Below are 26,515 nucleotides of genomic sequence, written 5' to 3' on the forward strand. Positions count from 1 at the left end.
ATCACCCGCCAGCGGTTCGCTAGCCCGCCAGCTTAGCATGAATGGCTTGCTCTTGCGCGTTTTCGACCGAGCGGCATTGCGCGCGCTGGACCACCCCATCCGCCTCGCGCTCGCCGCCGCGGAGGGCTTCCAGCGAGTGCAGCATCTTGCGCTTGAGTGGCGGCGTGACGTTGACGAGGCGCATGGCGGTGCGCTGGCAGGCCAGCAAGGCACGTCCGATCACCGGCTTGTGGATCGCCGTGCGCCCGTCCATCTGCTGGCGCGATCGTTCGACTGCTTCATTGCTGTATTGCCGCATCTGGGCCTCATAGGCTCCGATCGCCTCCACCAGCCCCGCGCTTCCTTCCTGCACCACCTTGAGATGGCGGGTCAGCAAGGCGGCATCGCGCAGCGCCGTATTGGCACCGACACCACGCCCGGGCGTCATGGTGTGGATGGCATCGCCCAGCAAGGTGACATTGGACGGCGCCCAAGGTTCGACCGGCACGGAAGTGCGGATGACTACCGGAAACACCGAATTCGGCTCCGAGACAGCCAGCAGCCGGCGCCAGTTCGGATGCCATTTGGCCGTGAGGCTCTGGCTCAGCGCCAGCAGGGTTTCCCCATTCATCGTGCGCAGATCCTGGGGAAACTTGTCGGCGGCCGCCCAGATGCCCCAGCTGATATAGTCGCGGCTGTTGTCGAAGCGCAGGCCGGGCCATTGGGCGATCAGATCGGCATCCGTCGTGCCGATGCCCTGCTTGGGGGCACCTGCCTTGTCCCAGGGAAACTCCATGACATGGAGGATGCCACCAAAACCCCTGGGGGCCATGATGAGCGTCACGCCGCGATGGATCTTCTGGGTGAGCAGCGCCAGGGTCTCGGGTGTGGCCGGCACCTTTCCGCCAATCGAGCGGATCAGCGTGTCGTCCATCTCGGCCTGTGGCAGATATTGCCTGCGGATGCGCGAGTTGGAGCCGTCGGCTGCAACCAGCACGTCGGCCACCGCGCTCGAACCATCCTCGAAGAAAGCCTCGACCTGGCCGTCGGTCCGCTGCTCGTAACGGGAAAACACCTTGTCGAAATGGGTGACGTCTTCCAGCCCCGTCAGCAGGACCTGGCGCAGCGTCATGCGGCTGACGGAGCGCTGGCCATGGCGCGGATCCCTCGGCGGGCTAGGCTTCAGGCTCAACAATTCCCCATAGCGCTCGCTGAGCATGTTGAACCAGTGCGGGGAGATGGCGCAGGTCGCCAGAAAGGTCTCGTACAGCGCCGGCGGCAGATTGGCGTCGAGCGCGCGGCAGCCATCGGGATCGATGCCGACCCGGAAGCCCTGCAGCCCGTCCTTGCGAGTGCGGTCGCGCTCGAACACGTTCACCGTGATGCCGGCCCGCCTGAGCCCATGAGCAAGGCACAGGCCGCCGGTGCCGGCGCCGATGACGATCACGCTCAGATTTTGCTTTTCGGGGGCATTGGACATGGTTCCTCCTCTCCCGCGCACGGTGTTTCCCGGCGGGTGGCTGACGATGGATGAAGGGCGTGCGACATCCGCCTCGAACGAGGCCGGTCGCGGTCTTCCTTGGGATTGCGGGTGGAGCGCGGGGGCGCGGACTTATCCGGTGTGGGGCGGCTGTTCACCCTCGAACTGGGCGGCGATTGTCTTGAGTTCCTCGATCGACCAGGCGAGCCGGCCCGAGCGAAGATCGGCGATGACGCCTTCGATCCAGTTTCGCTCCGCGCTCACGATGGCCAGCATGTACTGACTCTCCAGCAGCACCACGCGCGGCAGCACGGTGAGATAATTCTCCAGCTCCGCGGCGAGCCCGAATTCGCGCCTGCGCAAGGCCGTCAATCTCGTTTCGAGCAGCGGCATGACTTCCTCCGGCGAAAGCAGCGGGAGGAAGGACATGGCGACGGGAAATTCCGGAAACTCGTTGTGAGGTTCCGCCAGCATCGTGCGCAGCCAATCGACGGCAACTGTCCGTCCAAGCGGGGTTGCCTCATAGACGGTCCGTTCCGGCCGTCCCTCGCTCTTCTCGACGCTGCCCGGGGCGATCAGGCCCTCGCGTTCGAGCCGTTCGATGGTCTGATAGAGTGAGCCGCGCTGGCGGATGTTAATGACCTCCTCCTTGCCGCGCGATTTCAGCAATTGCTGCATGCGGTAGGGATGCATGGGTGCCTCGATCAGCAGCGCGAGCACGGCGAGGGCAAGTGGGGAGCGTTTGAAATTTTCCATAGTCATATTATTACTAGATTAGACACAACTAGTCAAATTATGACTATATGAACATTTCAAGCGACTCACCCTGAAACGCACAACGCCCCGGCCTTCGGGACCGGGGCGTCAGGCGAAAGGGCGGACCGGGTACTGAAGGGCGATCAGTTCGCCGGCAGGCTGACCGAGACGGGAATGGTCTTGACCGTCACTGTCTTGGTGGCGGGCGACTTCACGGTCGTGGGCTTCACACTCACAGGCTTGACGACGAGCGGCTTGGCCGGGACTGCAGGCTTGGGTGCGGAAATGGGCTTGGCCGCGGTGGGCTTCGGCGTTGCAGGCTTGGCCGCTTTCGGCGGCGCAACGGGCACCGAGCCGGTCCGGTCCACCGGGACGGGCTGGGCGCTGGCGTCCTTGGCGACGAGCTGATCGGCCGGCGTGTCGAAATTGTAGACGTCCGGACGGAACTGCACGCTGCCGTCGGGGCCGCCCCAGCCGGTCAGGTAGACCCAGGCCACGGGAATCGGCTTGGCTGGCTTGATGGTCTTGGGCTCGCCGGAATCGATCTGGTCCTGGATCGCCTGGCCGCTCCAGTCCGAGCCTTCCATGATCCAGGCGGCGAGGTCCTGCGCACCGGCGACGCGGATGCAACCCGAAGACTGGAAGCGCACATCGTTGCGGAAGAGTTCGCGATGGGACGTGTCATGCATGTAGACGGCATCGGAGTTGGGCATGTCGATACGCAGGAAGCCGAGCGAGTTCCACACGCCGGGATCCTGCTTGGCGAGGAAATCGGAGGCGCGCGCCTTGCTCCAGTCCACGGTGGTGGGGTCGATCTCCTGGCGGCCGCGATAGAGCTTGAGATGGTTGGCCTTCAGATAGCCCGGATCCTTCTGGAGCTTGGGCATGATGTCGGCCTTGAAGATCGACTGCGGCGCATTCCAATAAGGCAGGATGTTGACGGCGATGACTCTGGTCTGCAGGGTCGGCGAGGCGCGATCGGGACGGCCGACCACGGTGGTGTAGGTGCGTGCCACCACGCCATTGTCGACCGCCTCCAGGGCGGCGGCGGGGATGTTGGAGACGATGTAGCGCTCGCCGAACTTGAATTTCAAGGCGGCCAGGCGGTTGGCGGAGGCATCGAGTTCGCGCAGCCGCTGCTCTACCGGTACGTTGAGCGCCAGCATGGTGAGGCGGCCGACCGAGCCGGTCTCGCTCAGGCCGTGCCGGGCCTGGAAGCGCTTGAGCGCGTCCTGCGTGGCCTGGTCGAACTCGCTGCTGGGAGGCAGGGAGGGATCGAGGTCGCGGGTGGCAGTGAGCCGGTCGCGCAGCGCCTTGGCGAATTTGCCCTTGGCGCCGATTTTCATGCCTGCGGCAGTTGGCGGTAGAGCCTGCCAGCCACCATTGTCGGCGATCTCCTCATAGGCGGAGATGGCCCGCAAGGTCAGCTCATAGGTACGCGGGGAGTAGTTGGGTTCCTCGTTGGCGAAAGCCGGGATGGTGAAGGCGACGACGAGGGCGGAGGTCAGGGCACCCAGGCGCCGAATGGCGACCAGGCGGCGCAGGGGCGCGCCGGACCATCCCGCTCGTGAAGAAGCGCGGCGGGACGAAGTCTCCCGGTTCTGAAACGAATAGGAAAGCCAGGAGGAGGTCATGAAATCACTCAAACGCAACTGGGACACTTACAGGTCCCCAGACTATCGCGAGGATAGTGAATCTTTCCTTACGGGACCTCCCGTGGCCATTAACGATAATCGTCATTGCAAGCTCTGCCAATCCGCAGGGTTGGCATGGCGAAGCAATCCAGTTTTTCCTGCGCCATAAGCTTGGATTGCTTCGCTGCGCTCGCAATGACGAGAGGTCCATCAATCGGAGCGTCGAGCCAGCGGCATGATGCCGGTCCTCGCCCTGTCAGGGACAGGCCTGGCGCAAGCGGGCCATCGCCTTGGTCACGCCGTCGAGCGAAAAGACATAACGGGTCTTGTTGCCCCGGCCCGAGACCGCGTCCACGGTCATGGTGCGCTCCTGCTTCAGTGCGGCCAGGAATTCGGTCTCCCGCGTGCCCGTTCGGCGCAGCCAGGCGCCATTGCCGGACGAAATCATATGGAAGGGCTGTGCTCCCACGCTGACCAGGATGTCGGCATTACCGGCAAGGGCATAGCCGGTCTGCAGGCTGGCCTCGCTGCGAGCCTCGGTCTGCCTGGCGGCGCGAATGAAGAAGGAGACATCGCCGTGATTGAGCGAAGCGGGCTCTTTGCTGACCGGACTCGAATAGATGAAACAATGATTCCCAGAGTTGTCAGTATAGGCCCAAGTGCTCCATTTGCCGAATACACCCAAAGATTTTGGTGATGCCGCAAGTACACCCGTGGTCGAAAGAACGAAAATGACCAGTGCGAAAATCGATAGTTGAGTCATGTTTGCATGAATTCCTCGTCTCTTGCCCCCGCACGACAATGTTTGGGCGCAAGCGTTAACGAGAAGCTAAGGTATCATTACAAATGCATTACTTTTAAGCGGCGCCGTTCACGCTGGCTTGGGTCATGGTGACGAGATCGGGGAAGAAGGCGTCGAAATCGTCGAGAAATCCTTGTTGCTGCTGTTCCAGGATGGCCTGGAGTCCGACGAATTCCACCGGTCGGCGCAGGCGCTTGCCGAGTTCGGTCATGGCGGTGCTGACACCTGCCATGGTCTCGTAGTCGCCGAGCCACTGGGTGAGGGAGTCAATGCGCCTGTAGGCCCTGTCCGGCAGATCCTCGCGCAGGGCGGGCAGGGAGGCCCGCACCTCGGCCAGGAACACCGGCAAAGGCTGCCCGTGATAAAGCTCCCAGCGCTGGATCAGGCAATGATCATAGACGACATCCACGATCACGCCGGAAAAGCGCCGAAAGGCGGGCCAGAGGCGTTGCCGGCTATGCTGCGTAAGGGGATGGGCATCGGTGAAGGCGTCGATGCGCCGGTGCAGCTCGATGCCCTCGCGATAGCGGCCCTCGAACAGTTCGAGTTGCGGCAGCCGCAGCAGGTCGGGCAGGAGATTGCCGATCCGGAACGCCGCATCGGGCGGTGAAAGCAGGAGATGGGCGAGATAGTTCATGCGGATCCGGCGGGACGAAACAGGCGCCCGTTTCCGCAAGATATGAGGGCCGGCGCGCTGGGACGCAAGACGCGCCGGCCCTCGGGCAGAGTCCGACCCCTCTGCTTGGGAGAGAAGCCGAGGGGACGATCCCTGCCGATGCTTTGACCTGCCGGGCGGAAGGTCGTGCGGGCGGCTTCTGGATAGCCGGGTCAAGCCCGGCTATGACAATTCGAAGTTTTTTCTCTTTCAGTGAGCCGCATGGCCGCCTGAGGCTTATTTGCGATACCCAGGCGTCAGCAACACCTTGATCGAGTCGGTCGAGTTGGCGAGCTTGAGCGCCTCGTCCCAGTCGGCCAGGTCATATTGGTGGGTGACGATGCCCTTCGAAGTCACCAGCCCGCGCGTCAAGAGGTCGATGGCGATCGGATAGCAATAGGGTCCAAGATGGGCGCCGCGGATGTCGAGTTCCTTGCGGTCGCCGATGATCGACCAATCCGCGGAGGTTTCCTTGCCGAAGACCGAGAATTCGACGAAGCGCCCGAGCTTTCGGATGATCTGCAGGCCCTGGGTCACGCCGCTGGGATGGCCTGTCGTCTCGATATAGACGTCGCAGCCATAGCCGTCGGTAAGGGAACGCACGACTTCGTCGACATCATCAGTCTTGGGATTGATGGTGACATCGGCTCCGAAGCCCCTGGCGAGTTCCAGACGGTCTTCCATCAGGTCGACGACCACCAGCTTCCTGGGTGTCTTCAGCCGGGCAACCTGTGTCATCAGCAGGCCGAGCGGGCCGGCGCCGGCGATCACCACCACGTCGGCAAGCTGGATGTCGCCGCGCTGCACCGTATGGATGGCGCAGGACAGGGGCTCGATCACCGCGGCATCGGCCAGCGGCATCTCCGCCGGGATCTTGTGCACGCGGGCCGTGGTCGGGAACTTCATATATTCGCTCATGCCGCCATCGGCGACCTCGCGCTGGAAGCCGAAGATGTTGTGCACCTCGCACATCCAGTAGCTGCCCGAGCGGCAATAGCGGCAGCGATCGCAGGGCACGATCTGCTCGGCGATCACCATGTCGCCGGCCTTCACGCCGAAATGCTCGGCCGCGCCCGGCCCCAATTCCTCGACATAACCGAAGAATTCATGGCCGGGGATGACGGGCGGCTTCACATAGGGGTTCTTGCCGCCCCAGAACATGGCCGCGCCCGACCAGCATTTGCAGTCGCTGGCGCAGATGCCGCAGGCGCCGATCTTCACGACCAGCTCGTTCTGCCCCGCCACCGGCCGCCCGACGTCCTCGACGCGATAGTCCTCGGGGCCGTGGCAGACGATGGCCGTCATTCTCGAATTACTGGCAGGCATGGCGTTCCTCTGTGCTGGGGCATCGATCGTGTTTTTGAATGGTTCGGCGGCGGCGTCAGGCCGCGAAATTCGAGGTCCGGTTCTCGTTGAACAAAGCGCGGAAGCGGCTCGGTGACATGCCCTTCTGCAAGGCGAAGTGCCGGTTGAAATTCGACAGATTGTTGAAGCCGATGCGAAAGCAGATGTCCGTGACCGGGCTCTTCTCGCTCATCAGGAGCTGGCAGGCCAGGTTGATGCGCATGCGGTTGACGTAGTGCACGAAGGTCATGCCAGTGTGGCGCTTGAAGGCGCGCGAGAAGCCGCCGGGGGTCATGCCGGCAATGGCGGCGATGGCGCCCTCGCTCATATTGCCCTCGAGATGTTCGCCGACATAGGCGAGCGCCCGGTTCATTCCGCCCGACATATAGGCCGAGGGATCGGGCAGATAGCTCGCGCTGGTGAGATTCTTGCGGCCTCTGTCGGCAGTGAGTAGGCCGAGGAGCTGCACGAACAAAGCGATACGCTCGGCACCCTGGGCGTTGAGGAGTGCGGTCATGATCCTGCGGGCGGTTTCTCCGGTCTCGGGCCGGAACAGGAGACCGCGCCGGCTCTCGTCGAGCAGGGCGGCGACCGGTTCGAGCTCGGGGAACACGCCGATGCAGGATTCGATGAAGGTCTGGGTGAATTGCAGCACGATGCAGCGGCGCGGGATGGTGGTGCCCTCGGCCACGTCACTGATCCAGTTGTGCGGCAGGTTGGGGCCCGTCATCACCAGATTGCCGGGCACGAAGTCGCCGATGAAGTCACCGACGAAACAATGCCCGGTCGTGTCGGTGATCAGGTGAATTTCGTATTCGGGATGAAAATGCCAGCGGACCGTGCGGAAGGGATAGCCATGCGCCCAGACGATGAAGGATTCGCCGCTATGAATCTGAACCAGTTCAAGCTGTGGCTCCATCGCCCCCGCCTCCCATGTCTCAGGCTGCCGGACATTGTCATTTTCTTGTCAAGGAGTGTCCTGCCCTGAAAACCCTACTGCAAGGCAGCGGCGCCAGCTACCAGCCATCGACGTGGACGCCGATACTTTTTTGATCGATGGGGCCGGCCAAGTGTCGAGCGGCTCGGGCCATGCGTCCTGCCGTCGGGTCCCACGATGTAGCGTGACGCGGCCATGACATCCGCAAAGGTCAAGCGCAAAAACGCCGGATGATTTGAAATAATTCCAAGCTACCCACTTGCGATTGGAACAAAAACGAGGTGCTATTCGCCACCGCGTCGTTTTGCCCATGTGAGGGAGAACTGTATGAAACGTTTCGTTATCGCCGCTGCTCTGGTTGCCGCCGGCGTCGCCACGGCTTTTGCCGGCCCGATCGAAGATCGTCAGGCCTTGATGAAGACCATGGCCAAGAACACCAAGGAACTGGCAGGGGTCGCCAAGGGCGAGACGCCGTTCGACGCTGCCAAGGTCAAGGCGTTGCTGCAGGTTTATGTCGACGACTCGGCCAAGCTGCCCACGCTCTTCCCCGATGACAGCAAGACTGGCGGCACCGATCCGACCACGGCCGCACCGAAGATCTGGGAAGACCAGGCCGGCTTCAAGACCGCCGCCGCCAAACTCGGTACGGACGCTACGGCAGCTTTCGCTGCGGCAGACCAGGCCAGCTTCGCCAAGGCTTTCGGCACGGTTGCCGCCAATTGCAACGCCTGCCACGGCACCTATCGCATCAAGAAGAATTGAGGCAGCCTTGCGCCTTGCCGGGATGCTTCACCGGAAATTGATCTCGAAGTGACATTGCCGGGCTCGTCCCGGTAATGTCGTTTTGAGGCTGTGCGATCGCATTGTCCGGGGGCGCCAAAATGACCCTGGGACATCTGGAGCAAAGCGCGTTCAGGCTTGAACGCTTATTTGCTCTAGCTCTTTGCTCTGGCGCGTCTTTGCGATTTGAACTGAGTCATTCAGATCACAAAACGCTCTGGTGAGGGGACGGCCGGGGCAAAAAAACGATAAGGGCCGCGCAATCTGCAGTCGGCGCCACCCGGGAATAAACCGGCTGCGGCGACTGTCAGGCAAGACGGGCCTGAACAATGGCGTTCAAGCCGGAAAAGGGGGCTTTCCCGGATGTCACTGAAGCGAATACTCGGTGGGTTGGTAGTGCTTGGCCTGATCGGGCTGGGCGTGTTCTGGTTCGTGACGCAGCCCGCGCCCCTGCCGGCCTCTGTCCTCACGGCGGATTACAAGCCGAACCTGGCCAATGGCGAGACAATCTTCAATATCGGCGGCTGCGTCTCCTGCCACAAGTCCCCGGGCCAGGAAGAGCGGCTCAAGCTCGGTGGAGGGCTGGCGCTGGGCTCGCCCTTCGGCACCTTCTATGCCCCCAACATCTCCCCCGACGCCAAGCAGGGCATCGGCGCCTGGAGTGAGCTCGAATTCGTCAACGCCTTGCAGCGCGGCGTCGGGCGCGAGGGCGAGCATCTGTACCCGGCTCTGCCCTTCACGTCCTACGCCAAGCTGAAGCTGGAGGATGTGCGCGATCTCTATGCCTATATGAAGACGCTGCCGGCGGTCGATACCGCCGACAAACCGCATGAGATCGGCTTTCCCTTCAACATCCGCCGTCTGCTCGGTGGCTGGAAGTTCCTGTTCTTCGACGACAAACCCTTCAAGCCCGATCCGTCCAAGACCGCGGAGTGGAATCGCGGCGCCTATCTGGTGCTCGGTCCTGGCCACTGTTCCGAATGTCACAGCCCGCGCAACGCGTTTGGCGGTATTGAAGCGGATAAGCGGTTTTCGGGCGGGCCCGATCCGGAAGGCAAGGGCTGGGTGCCCAACATCACCCCCCATGCCGACGGCATCGGCACCTGGACCGAGGCGCAGATCGCAAGTTTCCTGAAGGATGGTTTCACGCCTGACTATGACTCGGCGGGTGGCAGCATGGCCGAAGTGGTCCAGAATACGGGCCATCTCAGCGACGACGACCGCAAGGCGATGGCCGCCTTTCTGGTGACGCTGCCGGCGATCCCGGGTAAGGCGCCGAAGAAGCCATAGAGCATAATCCCAGAAGGTTGCGCGACTTTTTGGACAAGATTATGCATTGAAACAAGGACTTAAAGAGCGTGGTCCGGTCTGTGTGGCAGGAACGCGCTCCATGCTGGCTTCCCGGGACGGGGCCATTCCTGTCCCGGAGGAATCACGCAGGCTTTGATAGTGCCCAGGTTCCAGCCTTGCCTCGGGAAGGCCTGGATATCTGGCCTGAAACGCAAGACGCGCCGAAACGGGGAGTGAGAGCCAAGCAGCGTTTTCTCATAAGCGCGCTTTGCTGTAGGCAGGGACAAAACGTGGTGCGAGCGCTGAGAATGCTGACGTCGATCAGGGCGATTGTGACCGGGGCGGGGCTGATACTCGCTTCACCGGTGCTTGCCGCCGATTCCTATGCGCTGGTGGTGGGTATCGATGCCTATGAAGCGCCGATCAACTCCCTGCACGGTGCCGTCAACGACGCCAAGGACATTGCTCAGGCCTTGACCAAGGCCGGCGTCAAGAAGCTGACCCTGATCACCGACAAGCAGGCAACCAAGCCCAACATCCTCGCCGCCTGGAAGGAGTTGATGGACCAGGCCCAGCCCGGCGACACCTTCTATTTCAGCTATGCCGGCCACGGCTCGCGCGAGCCGGGCAAGCCGAACGATCCCGATTCGCCCGACGGGTTGAACAATATCCTGGTTATGGCCGACTTCGCCCCCAGGCTGCCTGGTGCCGCCAATCGCATCGTCGACAAGGAAATGGCGGTACTGCTCAAGGAGGCGGCCGCCAAGAAGGTCTATCCCATCATTGTCATCGACGCCTGCAACTCCGGCACGATGTATCGCTCGGTCACCTTGGGCCTGACCTATCGCGCGACGCCCCAGGCCAAGATCTCGCGTGAGGAATTGCTGGATTTCGCTCCGCCCGTGCCTGATGTCTCGACCAAGATCGCTGCCAACGACCCCTTCACCTTCCTGGCGGGCGTCGCCGACGACAAGCTGGTGCCGGAGGTGGCGATCGACGGCCAGCCGCGCGGCGCCTTGTCCTACGCCTTCTCGCGCGCAGTGGAGGGGCAGGCCGACGCCAATCATGACGGCGTGACCACCGAGAAGGAACTCGTCGCCTTCGTGCGCGCCTTCGTGCTGCAGGCGACGCAGAGCCAGCAGGTCTCGCAGTCCTTCCCCGATATCAGCCGCGACATTCCTGTCTTCCGCTCCGTGGCGACCGGCCCGAAGGGGAGCCAGGACGATATCGTGAAGGCAATCGCCGTTGCCGAGCAGGTTGCGACGAATACCCAGCTTACGCTTGCCGTGCGCAATGGCAGCCTCGCCGGTGCTCCTCCCGGCGCTACGCTGGTGAGCGACGAAGCCGGCGCCGACCTCGTTTATGACGCGGCCGCCGGCACCGTGGAAAAGCGCGTGGCCGGCGTGGTGGCCGAGGGCGTGCAGCCCTCCGGCCTTGGCGGCATCGTCGCCAAATGGCGGGCGATCGCCTTCCTGCAGGCCATGGCCGGAGGCTCGATCCAGCCTTTCGAAGTGGCCGGCGGCTCGCGCACCTTCAACCGCGGCGAAAAGCTGACGGTGGGCCTCGCCGCTTCCAATCACCGTTTCATGACGCTGTTCAACCTGCCGCCCAACGGCAAGGTCGAATTCCTCTATCCGACCTCCCAGGCCGAGCGCGACGAGAATTGGAGCGGCAAGCCCTTCACCTTGCCGCTGCAGGTGCGCGATCCGCCTTTCGGCGCCGAGCACCTGATCGCCGTCCTGTCAGACCAGCCGCTGGACCAGTTGCACACTGCCTTGCAGAAACTGTCGAGCCCGCAGGCTGCCGAGGACCTGCCTGATACGCTGAAAAACGCCCTGAGCGGCCAATCGGTCACGGTCGGCATCGCCAACGTCTTCACCAGCGCGGGGACGCCATGAGGCTCTTCATTTGGAGGCCCTTCATTCGGATGCCATTCATGCGGAAGTTCCGGATAGTGGTCGGTGTCATGGCCTTGGTGGGCGCCACCCCGGCCTTGGCCGACAAAGCCCTGATCGTCGGCATCGACACTTATCGGGCTGATGAGCTTTCGGCCGAGCTCAAGGGCGGCGCTCGTGCCGACGCTCTGCGCATGCAGGCGATGCTGACGGGCGCGCTCGGCTATGACAAGAGCGATGTCAGGCTGCTCCTCGACGATCAGGCGACCGGCACGGCGATCCTCTCCGGGTTGCGCGATTGGCTCGGCGGCAGCAAGTCGGGCGAACGGGTATTCTTCTATTTCGCGGGCAAGGGCCAAGCCGCCAAGACCGGCAGCGGGCGCGAGGACGTCCTTCTGCCGTTCGATGCCACCATGCAGCCCGGTGGCTTCGGCAATACGCTGAGCCGCAACGAGATCGACCGGCAGCTCGGCAAGCTTGCCGGACGCCGGATCACGGAAGTCATCGATTCCAGCCATGCCGGCACGGTGACGCGGGCGATCAGCGTCGAAGCCAGCGGCGGCGGCAATCCAGCCGCTCGTTCGCCACAGCTCGATGGTTCCACCCGCTCGATCGTGGTCGAGCCCGCGCTGGGGGATGAGCCGGTGGCCGCGCCTGCGCCGGCGGGCACCGATTTCGTCAAATGGCAGGCGGTCTCCCCCGCCCAGACCGCTCTGGTCGACGAGGAGGCGGCGCCTGCTTATCGCGGCGTCTTCACCACCGCTTTTGCCGACGGCATCGAGAAGGGGCTGGCCGATGCCAATGGCAATGGCACCGTCTCGAACCAGGAACTGCTCGATTATGTGAGGGCACAATCCTCGGCCTATTGCGGACGCCACCGCGACCGTTGCGAGATGGGCCTGACGCCAATGCTGTCGGGGGATGGCGCGGCGCTCAAGGTCGCTGCGGTTGTTGGAGGAACCGCCTCGGCCGGGAGCGGCGAGGCACTCAACCAGGGCAAGCCAACGGCGGACAAGATCCTCGATTTGCTGGGGGCCAAACTGTCCGACAGCGTCAGCGTCGAGCAGATTCCGCCATCGCCCGTGCGTTTGGGCACCAGGGACATGCGCTTCAAGGTGACCTCCTCGCAGGACGGCTTCTTGATCCTGCTCTCGGTCTCCGACGAGGGCGAAGTGGTACAGCTCTTTCCCAACGCCATCGCCGCGGCCCATGGCAAGGATGGCCGGATTCGCGCCGGCAGCCCGATCATGGTGCCCGATGCCAGCTACGGCATGCGCTTCGATGCGACCTCTGTGACAAAAGGTACAGTCCTGGCGCTGGTTGCGGTTGATCCTTTGAAGCTGTCGAAAGGCTTCGTCACGCGCAAGATCGACGTGATCCCGCAGGATGAGGTCAACGGGTCGGTCCTGCCCGAACTGGCCGACAGCCTCGCCAAAACAGCCAATGCGGACAGTGTCAAGGCCAATGCCAAGGCGATAGGACGTTCCGTTGCAACCATGCGTTATGAAATCGTCCCGTGAGGAGACCGTCATGTTTTACCGCAATCCCCTGCGCATCGCCGGCCTGATGGTCGCGGGCGCCCTGCTGACGGCGGGGCTGGCGGCCTCGACCTCGCAGGTTTTCGCCCAGACCAGCAATCAGAATACGGCTGCCCCTGCGCCGGCCGAGGCGCCGGCGGGGGACAGCAAGCCCGCCAACCCGGCGGTTGCCGCCCCCGCGCCGGCGGCACCTGTCGAACCGGCCAGCCAGGCCGCACCCGCTGCTCCCGCTGCGACGCCTGCGCCTGCCGCTGCACCGCCGGCTCCACCCGCCCCCCAGCCGAAACCCGAACCCGCCGCCGCTCCGTCCGCGCCGCCGCCACCAGCCGCCCCTGCGCCCGCCGCCGCTCCGGCTGCCGAGCCGGCGCCGGCACCGGCTCCCACACCTGCTGCAGCCCCAGCTCCGGCAGCGCCCGCACCCGCACCCGCACCAGCCCCGGCGGCCGCCGCCGCCGGTATTCCCGCCGATATCAAGGTGCCGAGCGATCCGGTGGCCAAGGCCGCCTTCGACGTCTTGGACAAGCACTGCTCGCGCTGCCATCAGAACGGCATGCTCAACCGCGAGAAGCCGGCCAAGAATTTCGGCAACATCCTGCATATGGAAGAGATCGCCGCGGATCCGCATCTCATTCAGGCCGGCAATCCCGAGGGTTCCAAGCTGTTCCAGCAGGTGCTCAACAAGGAGATGCCGTATGACGTGAACTACGAGTTCGATACGACGAAGCCGGAAGTCACGACGGCGGATATCGAGGCGCTGCGCACGTGGATCAAGGCAACCGGCGACCAGGAGGCTGCTGCCTGCACCGGGCGCAAATTCGTCACGTCCCAAGATGTCGTCGCCGCAATTTCGGCCGACCTGCAGAAGCAGGACGATCACCGCGTGCGCGGCATGCGCTATTTCACGCTGACCAATCTCTACAATGCCTGCGCCACCGACGAGGCGATGAACGTCTATCGCCAGGGCCTGGTCAAGTTGATCAACGGCCTCGGCCGCCGTTCCGACGTGGTGAAGCTCGCCACCGTCGACGAGGCCAAGACCATCGTGGGGGTCAATCTCGAGGACTTGGGCTGGCAGGAAAGCGACTGGAACACAGTGCTCGCCAACTATCCCTACGCCGTCAAACCGGATGTGCGCGCCTATGACTTCATTGCCCAGCAGACCAATACCGAACTGCCCTATGTCCGCGGCGACTGGTTCGCCTTCACGGCTTCCCAGCCCCCGCTCTACGACACGCTGCTGCAGCTGCCCAACGACTTCCCCGGCCTGACCGACAAGCTCGGTGTGCCGATGGCCGACAACATCAACAAGTTCATCGCCCAGCGCGCCGGCTTCCAGAAATCGGGCGTGTCGCAGAACAACCGCCTGATCGAGCGTCATCCGATCAGCACCGGCTATTTCTGGACCTCCTATGACTTCGCCGGTTCGAAGGGCAAGCAGAGCCTGTTCCTGCATCCGCTGGGTCCGGAGCAGGACGGTATCGCCAACGGCTTCCATCATGACGGCGGCGAGAGCATCTTCTCCCTGCCCAACGGGTTCCAGGGCTACTATCTCAACAAGTCGGACGGTGCCCGCCTCGACAAGGGACCGACGCAGATCGTCCGCGATCCGTCGCGGCGCGACCTTTCGGTGACTAACGGCATTTCCTGCATGGGCTGCCACGACCAGGGCATGCGCAAGGCCAAGGACGAGGTGCGCAAGGCGGTAACGGCCGATCGCTCCTTCTCCAAGGACATCCGCGACACCGTCGCCTCGCTCTATCCCGACAATGCCAAGATGGATGCGATCATCGAGGACGATTTCCAGCGCTTCAATACGGCGATGAAGCGGGCCGGGCTCGACCCGACGCTCAAGCTCGCCGGCGTGGAAATGACCAACGCCCTGTTTAAGCGCTATGAGGACGATCTCTCGCTGCGCCGGGCCGCCGCCGAATACGGCTATCCGCCGGAAGAGTTCAAGCAGCGCTTCATCGACGCCGGTCCCGAGGCCATCGCCCTGATGCGCCGCCTGGAGCAGGGCATCGTGCCGCGCGACCAGTTCGAACAGCTGTTCTCGAAATTCGTGGAAGGGGCGACCGAGGACCGCGTGCTCGACACCTCCAAGCTCGAGGGCGCGCAGACCGTTGCAGCTCCGATCGACAGGCCCGCCTCCGGCGGCTCCTTCGATCTGCAGCTCACTGCGGACAAGAGCAGCTATAATGTCGGCGACCGCATGGTCATGCAGGTGGTCTCCACCCGCGATTGCAACCTTTTCGTGGTGAACGTCGACAAGGCCGGCACCGGCACCATCATCTTCCCCAACAAGTTCCAGATCGAGAACGCGGTTCGGGCGGGCGAGCGCGTGGTGCTCGGCGGTTCCGGCTCGAAATTCGCCTTCAAATTGCGCGATCCCGGCCAGGAGAAGGTCGTAGCGGTCTGCCGTGTGGGCGGCGCGACGCGCAGCATCGCCGGGATGCAGGTCGATCCGGTGGCCAATAGCTTTGCCTCGATCCCCAATTTCGAGCAGGGACTGACCCGCCAGATTGTCGTCGAAGCCAATGAGGACCGCCAGGAAGCCTCCGGCCTTGACAATGACAGCCGCAAGCAGGCCCAGTTCGCCAAGATTGCGCAGGCGACGGGCAACAAGGTGGCGGCCGGTGCTCCCGACGCGGCCAAGCAGTCGGTCGCATCCACCGCCATCGTGATCCCGGTGCGATAGGGGAGGTGAGGATGGGCGTTTCCTTCATCCTGAAGCTGGGTGTCGCCACGGCCGTCGGCCTGGCGGCAGTCAGCGCGGCCCTGGCCGATTGCGCCAGCCTGGATGCGCAGGTGAAGGCGGCGATCGGTGCCGGCAAGGCGGATGCCCTGCCGGCCCTGGCGGAGGCCATCACCAAGGATACTTCCTGCGACAGCGCCTATGTCGCCAAGGCGCGCCGCTCGATGGCTCTGGCCGTGCTGCTCGCCGGCGAGCAGTCTGGCGGGAGCTACAGCCCGCAGGCCGTCGCCAGCGCGGCGGCGATCGCCCGGCCCTGGCAGGTGGCGATGGCACTGGGCGACGTGAAATATGATGGAAAGGACTATCCGGCGGCCGTCGAGGCCTATGAGGCGGCCATCAACGACATCCGCAACGTCAAGGACGTGCCCAAGGCGCCACCGCGCGAGATCGAGGAATATCTGGCCAAGCGCGCCTATCAGGCCAAGTCGCTGGCGCCGAGCTATATCTCCTCACGCGGCGTGCGCGGCCAGGCCGAAGGCGTGATCGTGCCGACCTTTCGCAATTTCACGGCAGTGTCCGTGCCGGTGCCGATCCGCTTCGACACCAATGAGGCGGTGCTGACGGCCGACGGCGATAAGGCGGTGGACGATCTCTACAACTTTCTCAAGACCCAGAGCATTGGCGAGGTCACCCTGATCGGGCATACCGACGAGCGTGGCAGCGGCGAGCATAATATGAGGCTGTCCAGTGCCCGCGCCCTGGCGGTGGCCGAGGCGCTGCGCCGCCGCGGCCTGTCGATCTTCATTCGCGTCGTCGGTCGCGGCGACCGCGAGCCCTTCGCCGCCGACGATCGCTCCAAATACAGCCGTGACGACCTCTACTCCTTTGATCGGCGGGTGGAATATCAGGTGAAGTGATCCGGCGGAGCCAGGCATGCAGCCGGACGGCAAGCTCCGCCACGGCCTGATATCGGTGCTATAGCGGCCTCGCTGGCGACAACGCCGTGCCTGTGGGGTTTCTGACATACCATGCTACCCGGCGAGGCGTGCTGGCGTTCGCTTCGCAGCGAAGGCCGGCCGCGTGAGCCTGAATTTGTCAGATTATTTCGCAGTCGACCGCTTTGCTCGCTTGACTTTGGACCGGCCCTCCCGGACTTTTTGCCTCCCTGACGGGTTAAAGGCCGCAGGGGGAGGAAGGGTTTCCAGAGGAGAGCCATATGAAGTTTTCACGTCGCATCGCAGGCGCCGCGCTGACGGGGGTCGCCATGGCCCTGGCGGTGGGGCTTGCCGGTCCCGCATCGGCCCAGAGCCTGAAGAAGGTCGGCGTCTCGGTCGGCTCGCTCGGCAATCCCTTTTTCGTCGCCACGATCAAGGGCATCACCGACAAGGCCAAATCCATCAATCCCGCCGTCGAGGTGACCTCGGTCTCCGCCGAATACGACCTCAACAAGCAGTTCACCCAGATCGACAATTTCATCGCTTCCGGCGTGAACGTCATCATGCTCAACGCTGTCGATCCGCAGGCCATCCTGCCGGCCGTGAAGAAGGCACAGGCGGCCGGAATCGTGGTGGCGGCCTTCGATGTCGGTGCGACCGGGGTCGATGTCACCGTGATGACCGACAACGTCAAGGCCGGCGCCGAAGCTTGCCAGTACATCGTCGACCAACTCAAGGGCAAAGGCAGCGTCCTCATCGTCAACGGGCCGCAGGTCTCCTCGGTGATCGACCGGGTCAAGGGCTGCAAGGAGGTGTTCGCCAAGAGCCCCGACATCAAGATCCTCTCCGACGATCAGGATGCCAAGGGTTCGCGCGACGGCGGCCTCGCCATCGCCCAGAGCCTGCTAACCCGCTTCCAGAAGGTCGATGCCGTCTTCGCGATCAACGACCCGACGGCCATTGGCGTCGAGCTCGCCGCCAAGCAGCTCAACCGCAGTGAATTCTTCATCACCAGTGTCGATGGTGCGCCGGATATCGAGGTCCAGCTCAAGAGCGGCACTTCGATGATCAAGGCTTCGGCGTCGCAGGATCCTTACGCCATGGCCGGCAAGGCGCTGGAACTGGGAGCGGGGATCGTCGATGGCAAGAAGCCGGATCCGAACGTGATCCTGCTCGACCCCGCGCTGATCACCAGTGAAAACCTTGCGAACTACAAGGGCTGGGAAGCCGCCCGCTAAAGTCTCTTTTGGAGCGCGGACCTCACCGCCCCATGAAGTCATGGGGCGGTGTCCGCTCTTGGAAACGCCGCGCTCCAGGGAGACGCTCTCGTCCCGGCAGCTTGACACTGGCGGGCTCGTAACTCAAAGTGAAACCGGTTTCACTTATTGAAGAAGCGAGCATGCGCTTCGATCTTGCCATCCTCACGCCCTATGTCGGCTTCCTCGCCCATGGCGCGCTGCTGACGCTGGAGGCCTGTGTTCTGGCTCTCGCCGGCAGCCTCGTCTGCGGGGCGCTGGTGGCAATCGCGCGCACCTCGGCCTCGCCCACGTTGCGGCGGCTCGCCTTCGTCTATGTCGACCTCTTCCGCAACGTCCCCTTCATCGTGCAGCTCTTCTTCTTCTATTACGGGCTGCCGGAAATCGGCATCTATCTGAACGCCTTCGCCACCGGCGTTATCGCGCTCTCCATTGCCGGCGGCGCCTTTGCGTCCGACGTCATCCGCTCCGGGATTCTCGCCATCGATACCGGCATTCTCGAGGCGGCCGAAGTCAGCGGCCTGTCGAGGCGCACCATCTTCACCCGCGTCATCATGCCGATCGCCCTGCGCACTTCGATCCGGCCGCTCGGCTCGGTGTTCATCAACCTGGTCCTGACTTCCTCCATCCTCTCGGTTATCACGCTGAACGAACTGACCGGCACGGCCAAGATCGTGGCCTCCAACACCTTCCGCCCCTTCGAGGTCTATGCCGCGCTGCTCGTCATCTACGCCGCGATGACCTATCTCATCTCGCTCGCCATCGGCCTCATCCATCGCCGCCTCAACCGGGACATGATGGAGGCGGTGCGCTGATGCGGTATACCGAGTTCACACCCTATGACCTCGTCTTGCTGGCGCAGGGGCTCGGCGTCTCCCTTGGCCTGTTCGTCGGCACCACGCTGGCCGGGCTGGCGCTCGGCGCCTTGCTGGCGGGATTGCGCTTCTACCGTATTCCGGGGCTGAATCCGGTGCTGACGGCCGTAACCGAACTGCTGAAGAACTCGCCTGTGCTGGTGCAGCTCTTCCTGGTCTTCTTCGGCCTGCCGGCCTTCCTGAAGATCAATGTCACGCCCGTCACGGCGGCATCGATCACCCTGACCGGCAACACCGCCGCCTTCGTCTATGTGATCGCCACCGCCGCCATCGACGCTGTGGGGCGCGATCAGCTCGAGGCTGCCAGGGTATTCGGCCTCACCCGGTGGCAGGTGCTCAAGCATGTCGTCGCGCCACAGGCCATCGCCTTCGCCATCGGGCCGCTGACCGGGCTCCTGGTCAACCAGCTCCAGGTCACCTCGCTGATCTCGGTGATCGGCGTGATGGACCTGACCAAGGTCGGCAACATCCTCAATCTGCGCACCCTCAAGCCCTTCGTGGTCTGGACCGTGGTCGGCGTGTTCTATTACGCGGCGGCCAAGACCTTGGCTTGGCTGGGTACGCGCTATGAGGCAAGGCTGAGGGCCCATAGCGCCTGGAGGGGGATCTGACGTGCTGAAGGTCGAGAAGGTCTGCAAGGATTTCGGCTCCCATCGCGTGCTCGACGGCGTGGACCTCGCCATCGAACCCGGGCAGGTCGTCTCGGTGCTTGGCTCCTCCGGTTCGGGCAAATCAACCCTGATCCGCTGCATCAACGGGTTGGAGAAGCTCGATGCAGGCCGGATTACCATCGACGATTTCGATGTCGCCGCGCCACGGGATCTCACCGAGGCGCGCAAGCGCTCGGCCACCGTGTTCCAGCTGTTCAATCTCTATCCGCATCTGACCGTGCTGCAGAACATCACCCTGGCGCCGCTGGAGGTGTTGCGCCAGTCGCGGGCGGAGGCCGAACACCGGGCCATCGTCCTCCTGGAGCAGGTCGGTATGCGCGACAAGGCGGCTTCCTATCCGGCCCAGCTCTCGGGCGGCCAGCGCCAGCGTGTCGGCATCTGCCGGGCGCTTGCCATGAACCCGCGCTATCTTCTGCTCGACGAAGTGACGAGCGCCCTCGATCCGGAGATGACGGCCGAAGTGCTGGCGATCCTGGCCAAGCTTGCCCGCTCCGGCACCACCATGCTGTTCGTCACCCATGAGGTGGAATTCGCCCGGCGCATTTCGGACCGCATCGTCTTCCTGGAACATGGCAGGCTGCTGGTCGACCTGCCGACGCAGGCCTTCTTTGCCCCGGAAGTGGGGCGTGACCATCCGCGCATCGCGCAATTCCTTTCGAAAATGCGGAAAGACTGATGTTGCTCCTTGCCAATGCCGAAGCCTGGCCCGGATTCCCGTTGACGGTCGAGATGCTGCGTGTGGGCGCCGACAGCCTCGACGCCATGGTTGCCGGCATAGGCCGGGTCGAGGCCGAGCCGCGCGTGCGCAGCGTCGGCTTTGGCGGCTGGCCCAACATGCTCGGCGTGATGGAATGCGATGCTGCCGTGATGAACGGCACCACCAAGGAGATCGGCTCGGTCGGCGCCGTCCCGAACACTATCCCGGTCGCCGCCTTGGCCCAGGCTGTGATGAAGCGCCTGCCCCATGTCATGCTGACGGGCGACGGCGCTCGCCGCTTCGCCAGTGAAATCGGTTTCTCCGTCGATGATGTGCTGATCGAAGACTCCAGGCGTGTCTGGCGCGAGCGCCTGGAAAACGAACTCGGTGCCGAGCAATTGGCCCGATTTCCCGATATACCGCTTGCGCCTCTATCGCGTACGATCACCGATCCGGAGCGGGTGAGGGATACCACCGTGTTCCTCAGTGCCGATGCGCGGCGCGGCATCCACACCGCGACCTCGACTTCGGGCTGGGCCTGGAAATATCCCGGCCGCCTCGGCGACAGCCCCATTCCCGGCGCCGGCTTTTATGCCGACAGCCGCTATGGTGCCGCCGTCTGCACCCATACCGGCGAGATGACCATGCGCTGCGCCACCGCGCGCACCATCGTGCTCGCGCTCAAGCTCGGCCGGTCGTTGCGCCAAGCCGTCGACCTTGCCGTGGAGGAACTCGCCGAGCTCAGCGAGGGGTTTCTCGGCGGTGTCGTCATCCATGCGGCCGATGCCGAAGGCCAGCACGAGGTCGTCAATTTCCGCTGTGAGGGCGAGATCCGCTACTGGCTGTGGGAAGACGGCATGGCGGAGCCCGAGCTCCGGCCGGCAAGAACAATCTGACTGAGGGGAGTGCACAAACATGAAGAAAATCCTGCCCGCATTATTGGGATTGGCGATCGCCGCCTGCGCCGCCCTGCCGGCGTTTGCCGGCAAGCTCGACGACATCCGCGCGCGCGGCAGCGTGCGCATAGGCGTCTCGCTGGGGGGAGAGCCGATCGGCTTCCGAGACGCCCAGAACAATCCCGTCGGCTATGATGTCGACGTCGCCACCCTCCTGGCCGAAAAGCTCGGCGTGCCCGTGGAGTTCACCGATGTCTCCGGCGATGCCCGCATCTCGATGCTGGTTTCCGGGCAGCTCGACATCGTGGTCGCAAATACTTCGGCCACGCTGGAGCGGGCCAAGACGGTGGATTTCTCCATTCCCTATAACCGGGCGGGCCTGCGCATCCTGGTGCAGGCCGATGCCGGCATCGCCAAGCTGGAGGATCTCGGCGGCAAGTCGGTGGTGGTGGGACGCGGCACCACCGGCGAGAGCTTCCTCAAGAAGGCGGTGCCGACGGCCAATCTCGTCTATGTCGACCAGTTCGCGCCCGATGGCGTGCTGCAGCTCCAGCAAAAGCGCGTGGACGCGGCGATCGAGGATTCGTCCTTGCTCGACTATCTCGCCACCAAGAACCCCTCGCTCGCCACCCTGCCGGGGCTCTATTCCAACGATCCCATCGGCATCGCGGTCGCCAAGGGAGATCCCGAATTCGTGCGCTGGCTCGACATGTTCGTGTCCGACTATATCCAGTCCGGCGCTTACGAGGCCAATTACAAGAAATGGTGGGGCGAGAAGGCCAATCCGCCCAAGCTCACGCCGCTGTGGTGAGGAGACGGCGCAAAACCTTCTCCCGCAAAGGGGAGGAGGCAATAACGCCTCGTCTCACCCCGTCAGGCGCGGCACATAGCGGGTCGGCACCAACTCCGGCTCGAATGTGCTTTCGACCACCGGCGGCTCGTTGAGCAGGCGCACCATGCGGGCGACATAGGCGGCCTTGTCATAGCCGATCGAGGAAATCGGATAGGCCTCGAAATCGAGCAGCGAGAGATTGTCGAAGCCGTAGAGGCGGAAGCGTGCCGGCCGGTTGCCGGGGAAATCGGCCCTGAACACGTCGAGAATGCCCATCGCCATGGCATCTGAGGTGCAGAATACCGCGTCGGGGTGGTCGCCCTCGAACAGGCCCGGCGCGAGAGCATGACCGGAACGATAGGAATAGTCGCCCTGCAAGGTCCGCAGCAACTCGATGCCATGAGCCGCGAAAGCTTGGGCGTAAAGGCCGATGCGCGCCTGTTCCACCAGGGAGCTTGCCCGGCCCGTGACCAGGCTGGCGCGCCTCACGCCCTTGGCAGCGGCATCCGCGGCCGCCTGGCCGATGCCGACGGCTTCGTGGGGAATGATGGCGGGCGAGCGGTGGTCATGTCGGCCGTTCAGCATGACCACCAGGTCGGAGCGGAACATGCGCCGCACCGTCGCCGCATCGGCGAAATCGGAGAATACCAGGGCGGCATCGACGTGATAGGCCACGCCCTGACGCAGGAATTCCTCGACCTTGTCGGTGGAGCCGACGCGCACCAGGATGACCTGCCGCCCGCCCGCCTGGATCTCGGCGAGCAGCAGGTCGAACAGATCGAGGTCGGAAAGGTCGTGAATATGGTTGACCAGGACGGCGACGAGATTGACGGTCTTGGTCGTCAGGCTCTGCGCCAGGAGGTTGACGCGGTAGCCGAGTTCGGCGGCCGCGGCCAGGACGCGATCGCGCTTGGCGCCGGACACCGGCCGCTTGGAGGCGGAGAGCGCGCGCGAGGCCACGGCCCTGGAGACGCCGGCGAGTGCGGCCACGTCGCTGATGGTCGGTGCTGCCTTACGCCTCATGAGGCCTTGCACGCTCCTTGCCGGAAATTCGAAACCATGACTGACGACACGCGCTAAAGCATTTTTCAGAAAGGCGATAGATTTTCGCCTGGAAAATGCGTCAAAACAAGGAGTTAGAGCAAAGCACGATTCAGGGAAATCGTACTTTGCTCTAATACAGGAAACAGCGGCTTGGAAGGTCTCTTCTGTCAATGACGATCTGCTTCGATATCGGCGGCTCCGCCATCAAGGCGGCTGTCGCCACGCCTCAAGGCGAGATCAGGCCCTTTGCCCGAGTTGCAACGCCGCTCGGCGATTTCGAGGCCTTCGTGCAGGTGCTCGCGGATCTCAGAAGGCAAGCAGGGGGCGGGGCTGGCGGCGGCGTCGCCTTGTCCATCACCGGCGTCGTCGATCCGCGCAGCGAGATTATCACCTGCGCCAACATTCCCTGCCTCGACGGGCGGCGGCTGGGCCCCGACCTTGCCGAACGCCTGGGCGTGCCGGTGCATGTTGCCAATGACGCCGACTGCTTCGCCCTTGCCGAGGCTGTGAAAGGCGTTGGGCGCGGGCATCGCATCGTTTTCGGCATCATCCTCGGCACGGGCATCGGTGGCGGCCTGGTCATCGACGGGCGGATCCTAACCGGCGCGGGCGGTTTTGCCGGCGAATGGGGGCATGGACCGGTGGCGGCGACGCAATCGGGTAATCCGCCGGTCGCGCTCCCCCGCTTCGCCTGCGGCTGTGGCCAGAAAGGCTGCGTCGATACGGTTGGAGGAGCCCGCGGCCTCGAAAGGCTGCATCGCCACCTTACCGGCGTTGAACGCGACAGTACCGAGATCATCGCGGCCTGGCGGGCCGGCGAGGCAGCGGCGGCGCGCAGCGTGGCTTGTCAGGTCGATCTCGTCGCCTCTCCCCTGGCCTTGGCCGTCAATATCGTCGGCGCCGACATAGTGCCGGTCGGGGGCGGCCTTGCCAGCGTGCCGGAATTGATCGCAAGGCTGGACGAGGCGGTGCGCGGCCGCATCCTGCGGCACTCCCCGGAGCCGCTGGTGGTGCCCAGCATCCTCGCGCCGGAACCCGGGCTGATCGGCGCGGCCCTGCTCGCCCGCCAGGGAGAACGCCTATGACCGCCTTGCTTGAAATCTGCGTTGCCGACGCCCACAGCCTCGAAGCCGCGATCGAGGGTGGCGCCGATCGCATCGAACTGTGCTCGGCGCTCGAACTCGGTGGCCTGACGCCATCATCAGGGCTGATGCGGCTGGCGGCGCAGGCGCCGATCCCGGTCTATGCCATGATCAGGCCGCGGGCCGGCGATTTCGTGTTCTCCGCGCGGGAAAGCGAGATCATGCTTGATGATATCGAGGCAGCGGGAGGAGCAGGGCTCGCCGGCGTGGTGCTGGGTGCCTCCCAGCCCGGCGGCCAGCTCGACGAGGCCCTGCTGTCGCGCCTGCGGGTGCAGGCGCAGGGGCTCGGCACCACGCTGCATCGCGCTTTCGATCTCGTTCCCGAGCCGCTGGCGGCTCTGGAGACGGCCGTTGCTCTCGGCTTTGAACGCATCCTCACATCGGGAGGAGCCGTCACCGCGCCCGAGGGACTGGAGGCGTTGGTGCGCCTGCATCGGGCCGCCCGGGGGCGGATCGGCATCATGCCGGGTTCGGGCTTGACGCCGGCCAATATCGCTCCATTGCTGGCGGCGCTTCCCGTCTCCGAGGTGCACAGTTCCTGTTCCGCCGCCGGGGAGCCATGGAGCGCCGAGGCCGTCCGCCTGGGCTTTGCCGTGGGGCGGCGGCGCCAGACCCGCGCCGACATCGTCTGCACTTTCCGCAAGGCGATGGCATAAGCCGGAAAAGAAATGGCCGCCCGAAGGCGGCCATTCCGGCGAACAAGATGTGCCGCCTCAGAGGACCTGGCGCAGCACCACGAAGAGAAGGAAGGACAGCGCCATCGAGGCGGGCAAAGTGAGTATCCAGGCCATCAGCAGGTTGCGCACCGTCGACATCTGCAGCCCGGTGCCATTGGCCGCCATGGTGCCGGCGACACCCGACGACAGCACATGGGTGGTCGACACCGGCAGGCCGAGATAGTCGGCAGCACCGATCGTCGCCGCGGCAACGATCTCGGCCGAGGCACCCTGGCCATAGGTCAGGTGGGTCTTGCCGATCTTCTCGCCGACCGTCACCACGATGCGCTTCCAGCCCACCATGGTGCCGAGGCCAAGGGCCAGGGCGATGGCGACTTTCACCCAGGTCGGGATGAACTTGGTCGTGTTGTCGGTGGCGGTGTGATAGGTCTTGATCGTCTTCAGATCGGCGTCCGACACCGGCAGCAGCTTCTTGGAATCGATCAGCTTCAGGGCCTCGCCGATCAGATACATGTCGTTGCGGGTATTGGAGACCAGTCCTGCGGGCACTGCCGAGGCCGAGCCGTAAGGCGAGAGCTGGGAGGTGGTCTGCTCGATGAAGGTCTTCAGGGCTGGCGTCGTCTCGTCGTTCCAACTGCGCGTGCGCACCGCCTCGGAGACCTTGGCCTTGGCATCGGCGGGAGCGACCGTCGCGGCCGGCTTGATGTAGTTGCCCAGGACCGAACCCGCCGCGCTCGAAGCAGCCTTGTAGGTCTCGAGATAGTTGATGTCGGGCGTGCGGTTGAGGGCGAAGGCGGTGGGTACCACGCCGATCAGGATCAGCATGATCAGGCCCATGCCCTTCTGGCCGTCATTGGAGCCGTGGAAGAAGCTGACCAGTGTGCAGGTCAGGATCAAAAGGCCGCGGATCCACAGCGGGGGCGGCTGATTGCCTTTCGGCTCGACATAGAGAGCCTTGTTCCGCACCACGAGCTTCATCACCAGCAGCAGGGCGCCGGCCAGCACGAAGCCGAACACCGGCGAGACCAGCAAGGACAGGCCGATATTCTTGGCCTGGGACCAGTCGACGCCGCTGGTGGCGGAACCGGCAGGGGCCAGGAACTGGTTGGCGAGGCCGACACCGATGATCGAGCCGACCATGGTGTGGGAGCTCGAGGCCGGCAGGCCGAAATACCAGGTGCCCAGGTTCCAGACGATGGCGGCGATCAGCAGAGCGAACACCATGGCCAGGCCCGCGCTCGAACCGACCTGCATGATGAGTTCCACCGGCAGCAGCGAGATGATGCCGAAGGCGACCGCGCCGCTCGCGGTGAGCACGCCGAGGAAGTTGAAGAAGCCCGACCAGATCACCGCAAATTCGGCCGGCAGCGAATGGGTGTAGATCACCGTCGCCACCGCATTGGCGGTATCGTGGAAGCCGTTGACGAATTCGAAGCCGAGGGCGATCAGCAGGGCGAGGCCGAGCAGAATCCACGGCACTGCCACGGCGCCCGTGAGATCGGCGGCCAGTGCGTAGCAGACATAGCCGAGGCCCCCGAGCAGGATCACGGCGATCGCGATGTTGGGCAAGCTGCCAAGAGAGTTCGGCCTATCGAGCGGATGGCCGCTCCTCTGGCCAGATGTAACGTCCGTCATCTCCAAACACCCCCGTGTTTCCATGGTCTGGCGACCCTTAGGCGGGGTTCGTGAAGGTTGGATGACAAAATGT

The 26,515-nt window shown here is 64.1% G+C and carries 23 protein-coding genes; 14 read left to right on the forward strand and 9 right to left on the reverse strand.

What is annotated here, in order from left to right; translation table 11 throughout:
• Positions 1-19 precede the first annotated feature (19 nt).
• The 7 genes from ACZYTC_RS23210 to ACZYTC_RS23240 form a co-directional block, all read right to left on the reverse strand.
• Positions 20-1,459, reverse strand: a complete 1,440-nt coding sequence (locus ACZYTC_RS23210; RefSeq protein WP_488990622.1) for an FAD-dependent oxidoreductase — start codon at positions 1,457-1,459, stop codon at positions 20-22.
• Between the two features lie 132 nt (positions 1,460-1,591).
• Positions 1,592-2,215: a PadR family transcriptional regulator gene (locus ACZYTC_RS23215; protein ID WP_488990623.1), complete on the reverse strand. Its 624-nt coding sequence runs from the start codon at positions 2,213-2,215 to the stop codon at positions 1,592-1,594.
• Between the two features lie 143 nt (positions 2,216-2,358).
• On the reverse strand, positions 2,359-3,849 hold the full coding sequence (locus tag ACZYTC_RS23220; protein ID WP_488990624.1) for a L,D-transpeptidase family protein: 1,491 nt from the start codon (positions 3,847-3,849) through the stop codon (positions 2,359-2,361).
• A 256-nt stretch (positions 3,850-4,105) separates the two neighbouring features.
• Positions 4,106-4,612, reverse strand: a complete 507-nt coding sequence (locus ACZYTC_RS23225; RefSeq protein WP_434958170.1) for an invasion associated locus B family protein — start codon at positions 4,610-4,612, stop codon at positions 4,106-4,108.
• 94 nt (positions 4,613-4,706) lie between these two features.
• On the reverse strand, positions 4,707-5,288 hold the full coding sequence (locus ACZYTC_RS23230) for an acyl carrier protein phosphodiesterase (protein WP_488990625.1): 582 nt from the start codon (positions 5,286-5,288) through the stop codon (positions 4,707-4,709).
• A 255-nt stretch (positions 5,289-5,543) separates the two neighbouring features.
• Positions 5,544-6,632 carry an alcohol dehydrogenase catalytic domain-containing protein gene (locus ACZYTC_RS23235; RefSeq protein ID WP_454816014.1) on the reverse strand — a complete coding sequence of 363 codons (1,089 nt, stop codon included), beginning with the start codon at positions 6,630-6,632 and terminating at the stop codon, positions 5,544-5,546.
• 55 nt (positions 6,633-6,687) lie between these two features.
• Positions 6,688-7,569 carry an AraC family transcriptional regulator gene (locus tag ACZYTC_RS23240; protein ID WP_434958167.1) on the reverse strand — a complete coding sequence of 294 codons (882 nt, stop codon included), beginning with the start codon at positions 7,567-7,569 and terminating at the stop codon, positions 6,688-6,690.
• A gap of 345 nt (positions 7,570-7,914) precedes the next feature.
• On the opposite strand from ACZYTC_RS23240, the gene ACZYTC_RS23245 reads away from it, so the two are divergent.
• From ACZYTC_RS23245 to ACZYTC_RS23300, 12 genes are all read left to right on the forward strand, one after another.
• Complete coding sequence (locus ACZYTC_RS23245; protein ID WP_488990626.1) at positions 7,915-8,349, forward strand: c-type cytochrome; 435 nt, start codon at positions 7,915-7,917, stop codon at positions 8,347-8,349.
• Between the two features lie 381 nt (positions 8,350-8,730).
• The gene (locus ACZYTC_RS23250; RefSeq protein WP_434958165.1) at positions 8,731-9,657 is read left to right on the forward strand and encodes a c-type cytochrome; all 927 of its coding nucleotides are present in this window, start codon (positions 8,731-8,733) and stop codon (positions 9,655-9,657) included.
• Positions 9,658-9,965: 308 nt separating this feature from the next.
• Positions 9,966-11,555, forward strand: coding sequence for a caspase family protein (locus ACZYTC_RS23255; RefSeq protein WP_488990627.1), 1,590 nt, complete (start codon positions 9,966-9,968; stop codon positions 11,553-11,555).
• Positions 11,556-11,593: 38 nt separating this feature from the next.
• The gene (locus tag ACZYTC_RS23260) at positions 11,594-13,072 is read left to right on the forward strand and encodes a caspase family protein (RefSeq protein ID WP_434958163.1); all 1,479 of its coding nucleotides are present in this window, start codon (positions 11,594-11,596) and stop codon (positions 13,070-13,072) included.
• A 10-nt stretch (positions 13,073-13,082) separates the two neighbouring features.
• Positions 13,083-15,785 (forward strand): DUF4384 domain-containing protein, encoded by a 2,703-nt coding sequence (locus tag ACZYTC_RS23265; RefSeq protein ID WP_488990628.1) that lies wholly within the window; start codon positions 13,083-13,085, stop codon positions 15,783-15,785.
• 11 nt (positions 15,786-15,796) lie between these two features.
• Positions 15,797-16,699, forward strand: a complete 903-nt coding sequence (locus ACZYTC_RS23270; protein ID WP_441773190.1) for an OmpA family protein — start codon at positions 15,797-15,799, stop codon at positions 16,697-16,699.
• A 299-nt stretch (positions 16,700-16,998) separates the two neighbouring features.
• Positions 16,999-17,955 carry an ABC transporter substrate-binding protein gene (locus tag ACZYTC_RS23275; protein WP_434958160.1) on the forward strand — a complete coding sequence of 319 codons (957 nt, stop codon included), beginning with the start codon at positions 16,999-17,001 and terminating at the stop codon, positions 17,953-17,955.
• A 161-nt stretch (positions 17,956-18,116) separates the two neighbouring features.
• The gene (locus ACZYTC_RS23280; protein WP_441773189.1) at positions 18,117-18,788 is read left to right on the forward strand and encodes an amino acid ABC transporter permease; all 672 of its coding nucleotides are present in this window, start codon (positions 18,117-18,119) and stop codon (positions 18,786-18,788) included.
• On the forward strand, positions 18,788-19,459 hold the full coding sequence (locus ACZYTC_RS23285; RefSeq protein WP_441773188.1) for an amino acid ABC transporter permease: 672 nt from the start codon (positions 18,788-18,790) through the stop codon (positions 19,457-19,459). The genes ACZYTC_RS23280 and ACZYTC_RS23285 overlap by 1 nt, the downstream gene beginning before the upstream one ends.
• Position 19,460: 1 nt before the next feature.
• Positions 19,461-20,195, forward strand: a complete 735-nt coding sequence (locus tag ACZYTC_RS23290; RefSeq protein ID WP_441773187.1) for an amino acid ABC transporter ATP-binding protein — start codon at positions 19,461-19,463, stop codon at positions 20,193-20,195.
• The gene (locus ACZYTC_RS23295; RefSeq protein WP_488990629.1) at positions 20,195-21,112 is read left to right on the forward strand and encodes an isoaspartyl peptidase/L-asparaginase; all 918 of its coding nucleotides are present in this window, start codon (positions 20,195-20,197) and stop codon (positions 21,110-21,112) included. The genes ACZYTC_RS23290 and ACZYTC_RS23295 overlap by 1 nt, the downstream gene beginning before the upstream one ends.
• Before the next feature lie 19 nt (positions 21,113-21,131).
• Positions 21,132-21,923 carry a transporter substrate-binding domain-containing protein gene (locus ACZYTC_RS23300; RefSeq protein WP_434958155.1) on the forward strand — a complete coding sequence of 264 codons (792 nt, stop codon included), beginning with the start codon at positions 21,132-21,134 and terminating at the stop codon, positions 21,921-21,923.
• A gap of 54 nt (positions 21,924-21,977) precedes the next feature.
• On the opposite strand, the gene ACZYTC_RS23305 is transcribed toward ACZYTC_RS23300, so the two are convergent.
• The gene (locus ACZYTC_RS23305; RefSeq protein ID WP_434958154.1) at positions 21,978-22,967 is read right to left on the reverse strand and encodes a LacI family DNA-binding transcriptional regulator; all 990 of its coding nucleotides are present in this window, start codon (positions 22,965-22,967) and stop codon (positions 21,978-21,980) included.
• A gap of 191 nt (positions 22,968-23,158) precedes the next feature.
• On the opposite strand from ACZYTC_RS23305, the gene ACZYTC_RS23310 reads away from it, so the two are divergent.
• Together ACZYTC_RS23310 and ACZYTC_RS23315 are read left to right on the forward strand one after the other, a co-directional pair.
• The gene (locus tag ACZYTC_RS23310; RefSeq protein WP_488990630.1) at positions 23,159-24,073 is read left to right on the forward strand and encodes an ROK family protein; all 915 of its coding nucleotides are present in this window, start codon (positions 23,159-23,161) and stop codon (positions 24,071-24,073) included.
• The gene (locus ACZYTC_RS23315; RefSeq protein ID WP_488990631.1) at positions 24,070-24,786 is read left to right on the forward strand and encodes a copper homeostasis protein CutC; all 717 of its coding nucleotides are present in this window, start codon (positions 24,070-24,072) and stop codon (positions 24,784-24,786) included. Before ACZYTC_RS23310 ends, ACZYTC_RS23315 begins: the two co-directional genes overlap by 4 nt.
• A 57-nt stretch (positions 24,787-24,843) precedes the next feature.
• Here the strand turns inward: ACZYTC_RS23315 and ACZYTC_RS23320 are convergent, their stop codons facing one another.
• A complete protein-coding gene (locus tag ACZYTC_RS23320) occupies positions 24,844-26,442 on the reverse strand; it encodes an inorganic phosphate transporter (RefSeq protein WP_488990632.1) in 1,599 nt (532 codons plus the stop codon).
• Positions 26,443-26,515 lie beyond the last annotated feature (73 nt).

This window comes from Labrys sp. F242, from assembly GCF_057813875.1.

Coding starts and splice junctions, on each gene's coding strand:
- ACZYTC_RS23210 (WP_488990622.1), bottom strand. CDS start 1,459: ATGTCCAATGCCCCCGAAAAGCAAAATCTGAGCGTGATCGTCATCGGC.
- ACZYTC_RS23215 (WP_488990623.1), bottom strand. CDS start 2,215: ATGGAAAATTTCAAACGCTCCCCACTTGCCCTCGCCGTGCTCGCGCTG.
- ACZYTC_RS23220 (WP_488990624.1), bottom strand. CDS start 3,849: ATGACCTCCTCCTGGCTTTCCTATTCGTTTCAGAACCGGGAGACTTCG.
- ACZYTC_RS23225 (WP_434958170.1), bottom strand. CDS start 4,612: ATGACTCAACTATCGATTTTCGCACTGGTCATTTTCGTTCTTTCGACC.
- ACZYTC_RS23230 (WP_488990625.1), bottom strand. CDS start 5,288: ATGAACTATCTCGCCCATCTCCTGCTTTCACCGCCCGATGCGGCGTTC.
- ACZYTC_RS23235 (WP_454816014.1), bottom strand. CDS start 6,632: ATGCCTGCCAGTAATTCGAGAATGACGGCCATCGTCTGCCACGGCCCC.
- ACZYTC_RS23240 (WP_434958167.1), bottom strand. CDS start 7,569: ATGGAGCCACAGCTTGAACTGGTTCAGATTCATAGCGGCGAATCCTTC.
- ACZYTC_RS23245 (WP_488990626.1), top strand. CDS start 7,915: ATGAAACGTTTCGTTATCGCCGCTGCTCTGGTTGCCGCCGGCGTCGCC.
- ACZYTC_RS23250 (WP_434958165.1), top strand. CDS start 8,731: ATGTCACTGAAGCGAATACTCGGTGGGTTGGTAGTGCTTGGCCTGATC.
- ACZYTC_RS23255 (WP_488990627.1), top strand. CDS start 9,966: ATGCTGACGTCGATCAGGGCGATTGTGACCGGGGCGGGGCTGATACTC.
- ACZYTC_RS23260 (WP_434958163.1), top strand. CDS start 11,594: ATGCGGAAGTTCCGGATAGTGGTCGGTGTCATGGCCTTGGTGGGCGCC.
- ACZYTC_RS23265 (WP_488990628.1), top strand. CDS start 13,083: ATGTTTTACCGCAATCCCCTGCGCATCGCCGGCCTGATGGTCGCGGGC.
- ACZYTC_RS23270 (WP_441773190.1), top strand. CDS start 15,797: ATGGGCGTTTCCTTCATCCTGAAGCTGGGTGTCGCCACGGCCGTCGGC.
- ACZYTC_RS23275 (WP_434958160.1), top strand. CDS start 16,999: ATGAAGTTTTCACGTCGCATCGCAGGCGCCGCGCTGACGGGGGTCGCC.
- ACZYTC_RS23280 (WP_441773189.1), top strand. CDS start 18,117: ATGCGCTTCGATCTTGCCATCCTCACGCCCTATGTCGGCTTCCTCGCC.
- ACZYTC_RS23285 (WP_441773188.1), top strand. CDS start 18,788: ATGCGGTATACCGAGTTCACACCCTATGACCTCGTCTTGCTGGCGCAG.
- ACZYTC_RS23295 (WP_488990629.1), top strand. CDS start 20,195: ATGTTGCTCCTTGCCAATGCCGAAGCCTGGCCCGGATTCCCGTTGACG.
- ACZYTC_RS23300 (WP_434958155.1), top strand. CDS start 21,132: ATGAAGAAAATCCTGCCCGCATTATTGGGATTGGCGATCGCCGCCTGC.
- ACZYTC_RS23305 (WP_434958154.1), bottom strand. CDS start 22,967: ATGAGGCGTAAGGCAGCACCGACCATCAGCGACGTGGCCGCACTCGCC.
- ACZYTC_RS23310 (WP_488990630.1), top strand. CDS start 23,159: ATGACGATCTGCTTCGATATCGGCGGCTCCGCCATCAAGGCGGCTGTC.
- ACZYTC_RS23315 (WP_488990631.1), top strand. CDS start 24,070: ATGACCGCCTTGCTTGAAATCTGCGTTGCCGACGCCCACAGCCTCGAA.
- ACZYTC_RS23320 (WP_488990632.1), bottom strand. CDS start 26,442: ATGACGGACGTTACATCTGGCCAGAGGAGCGGCCATCCGCTCGATAGG.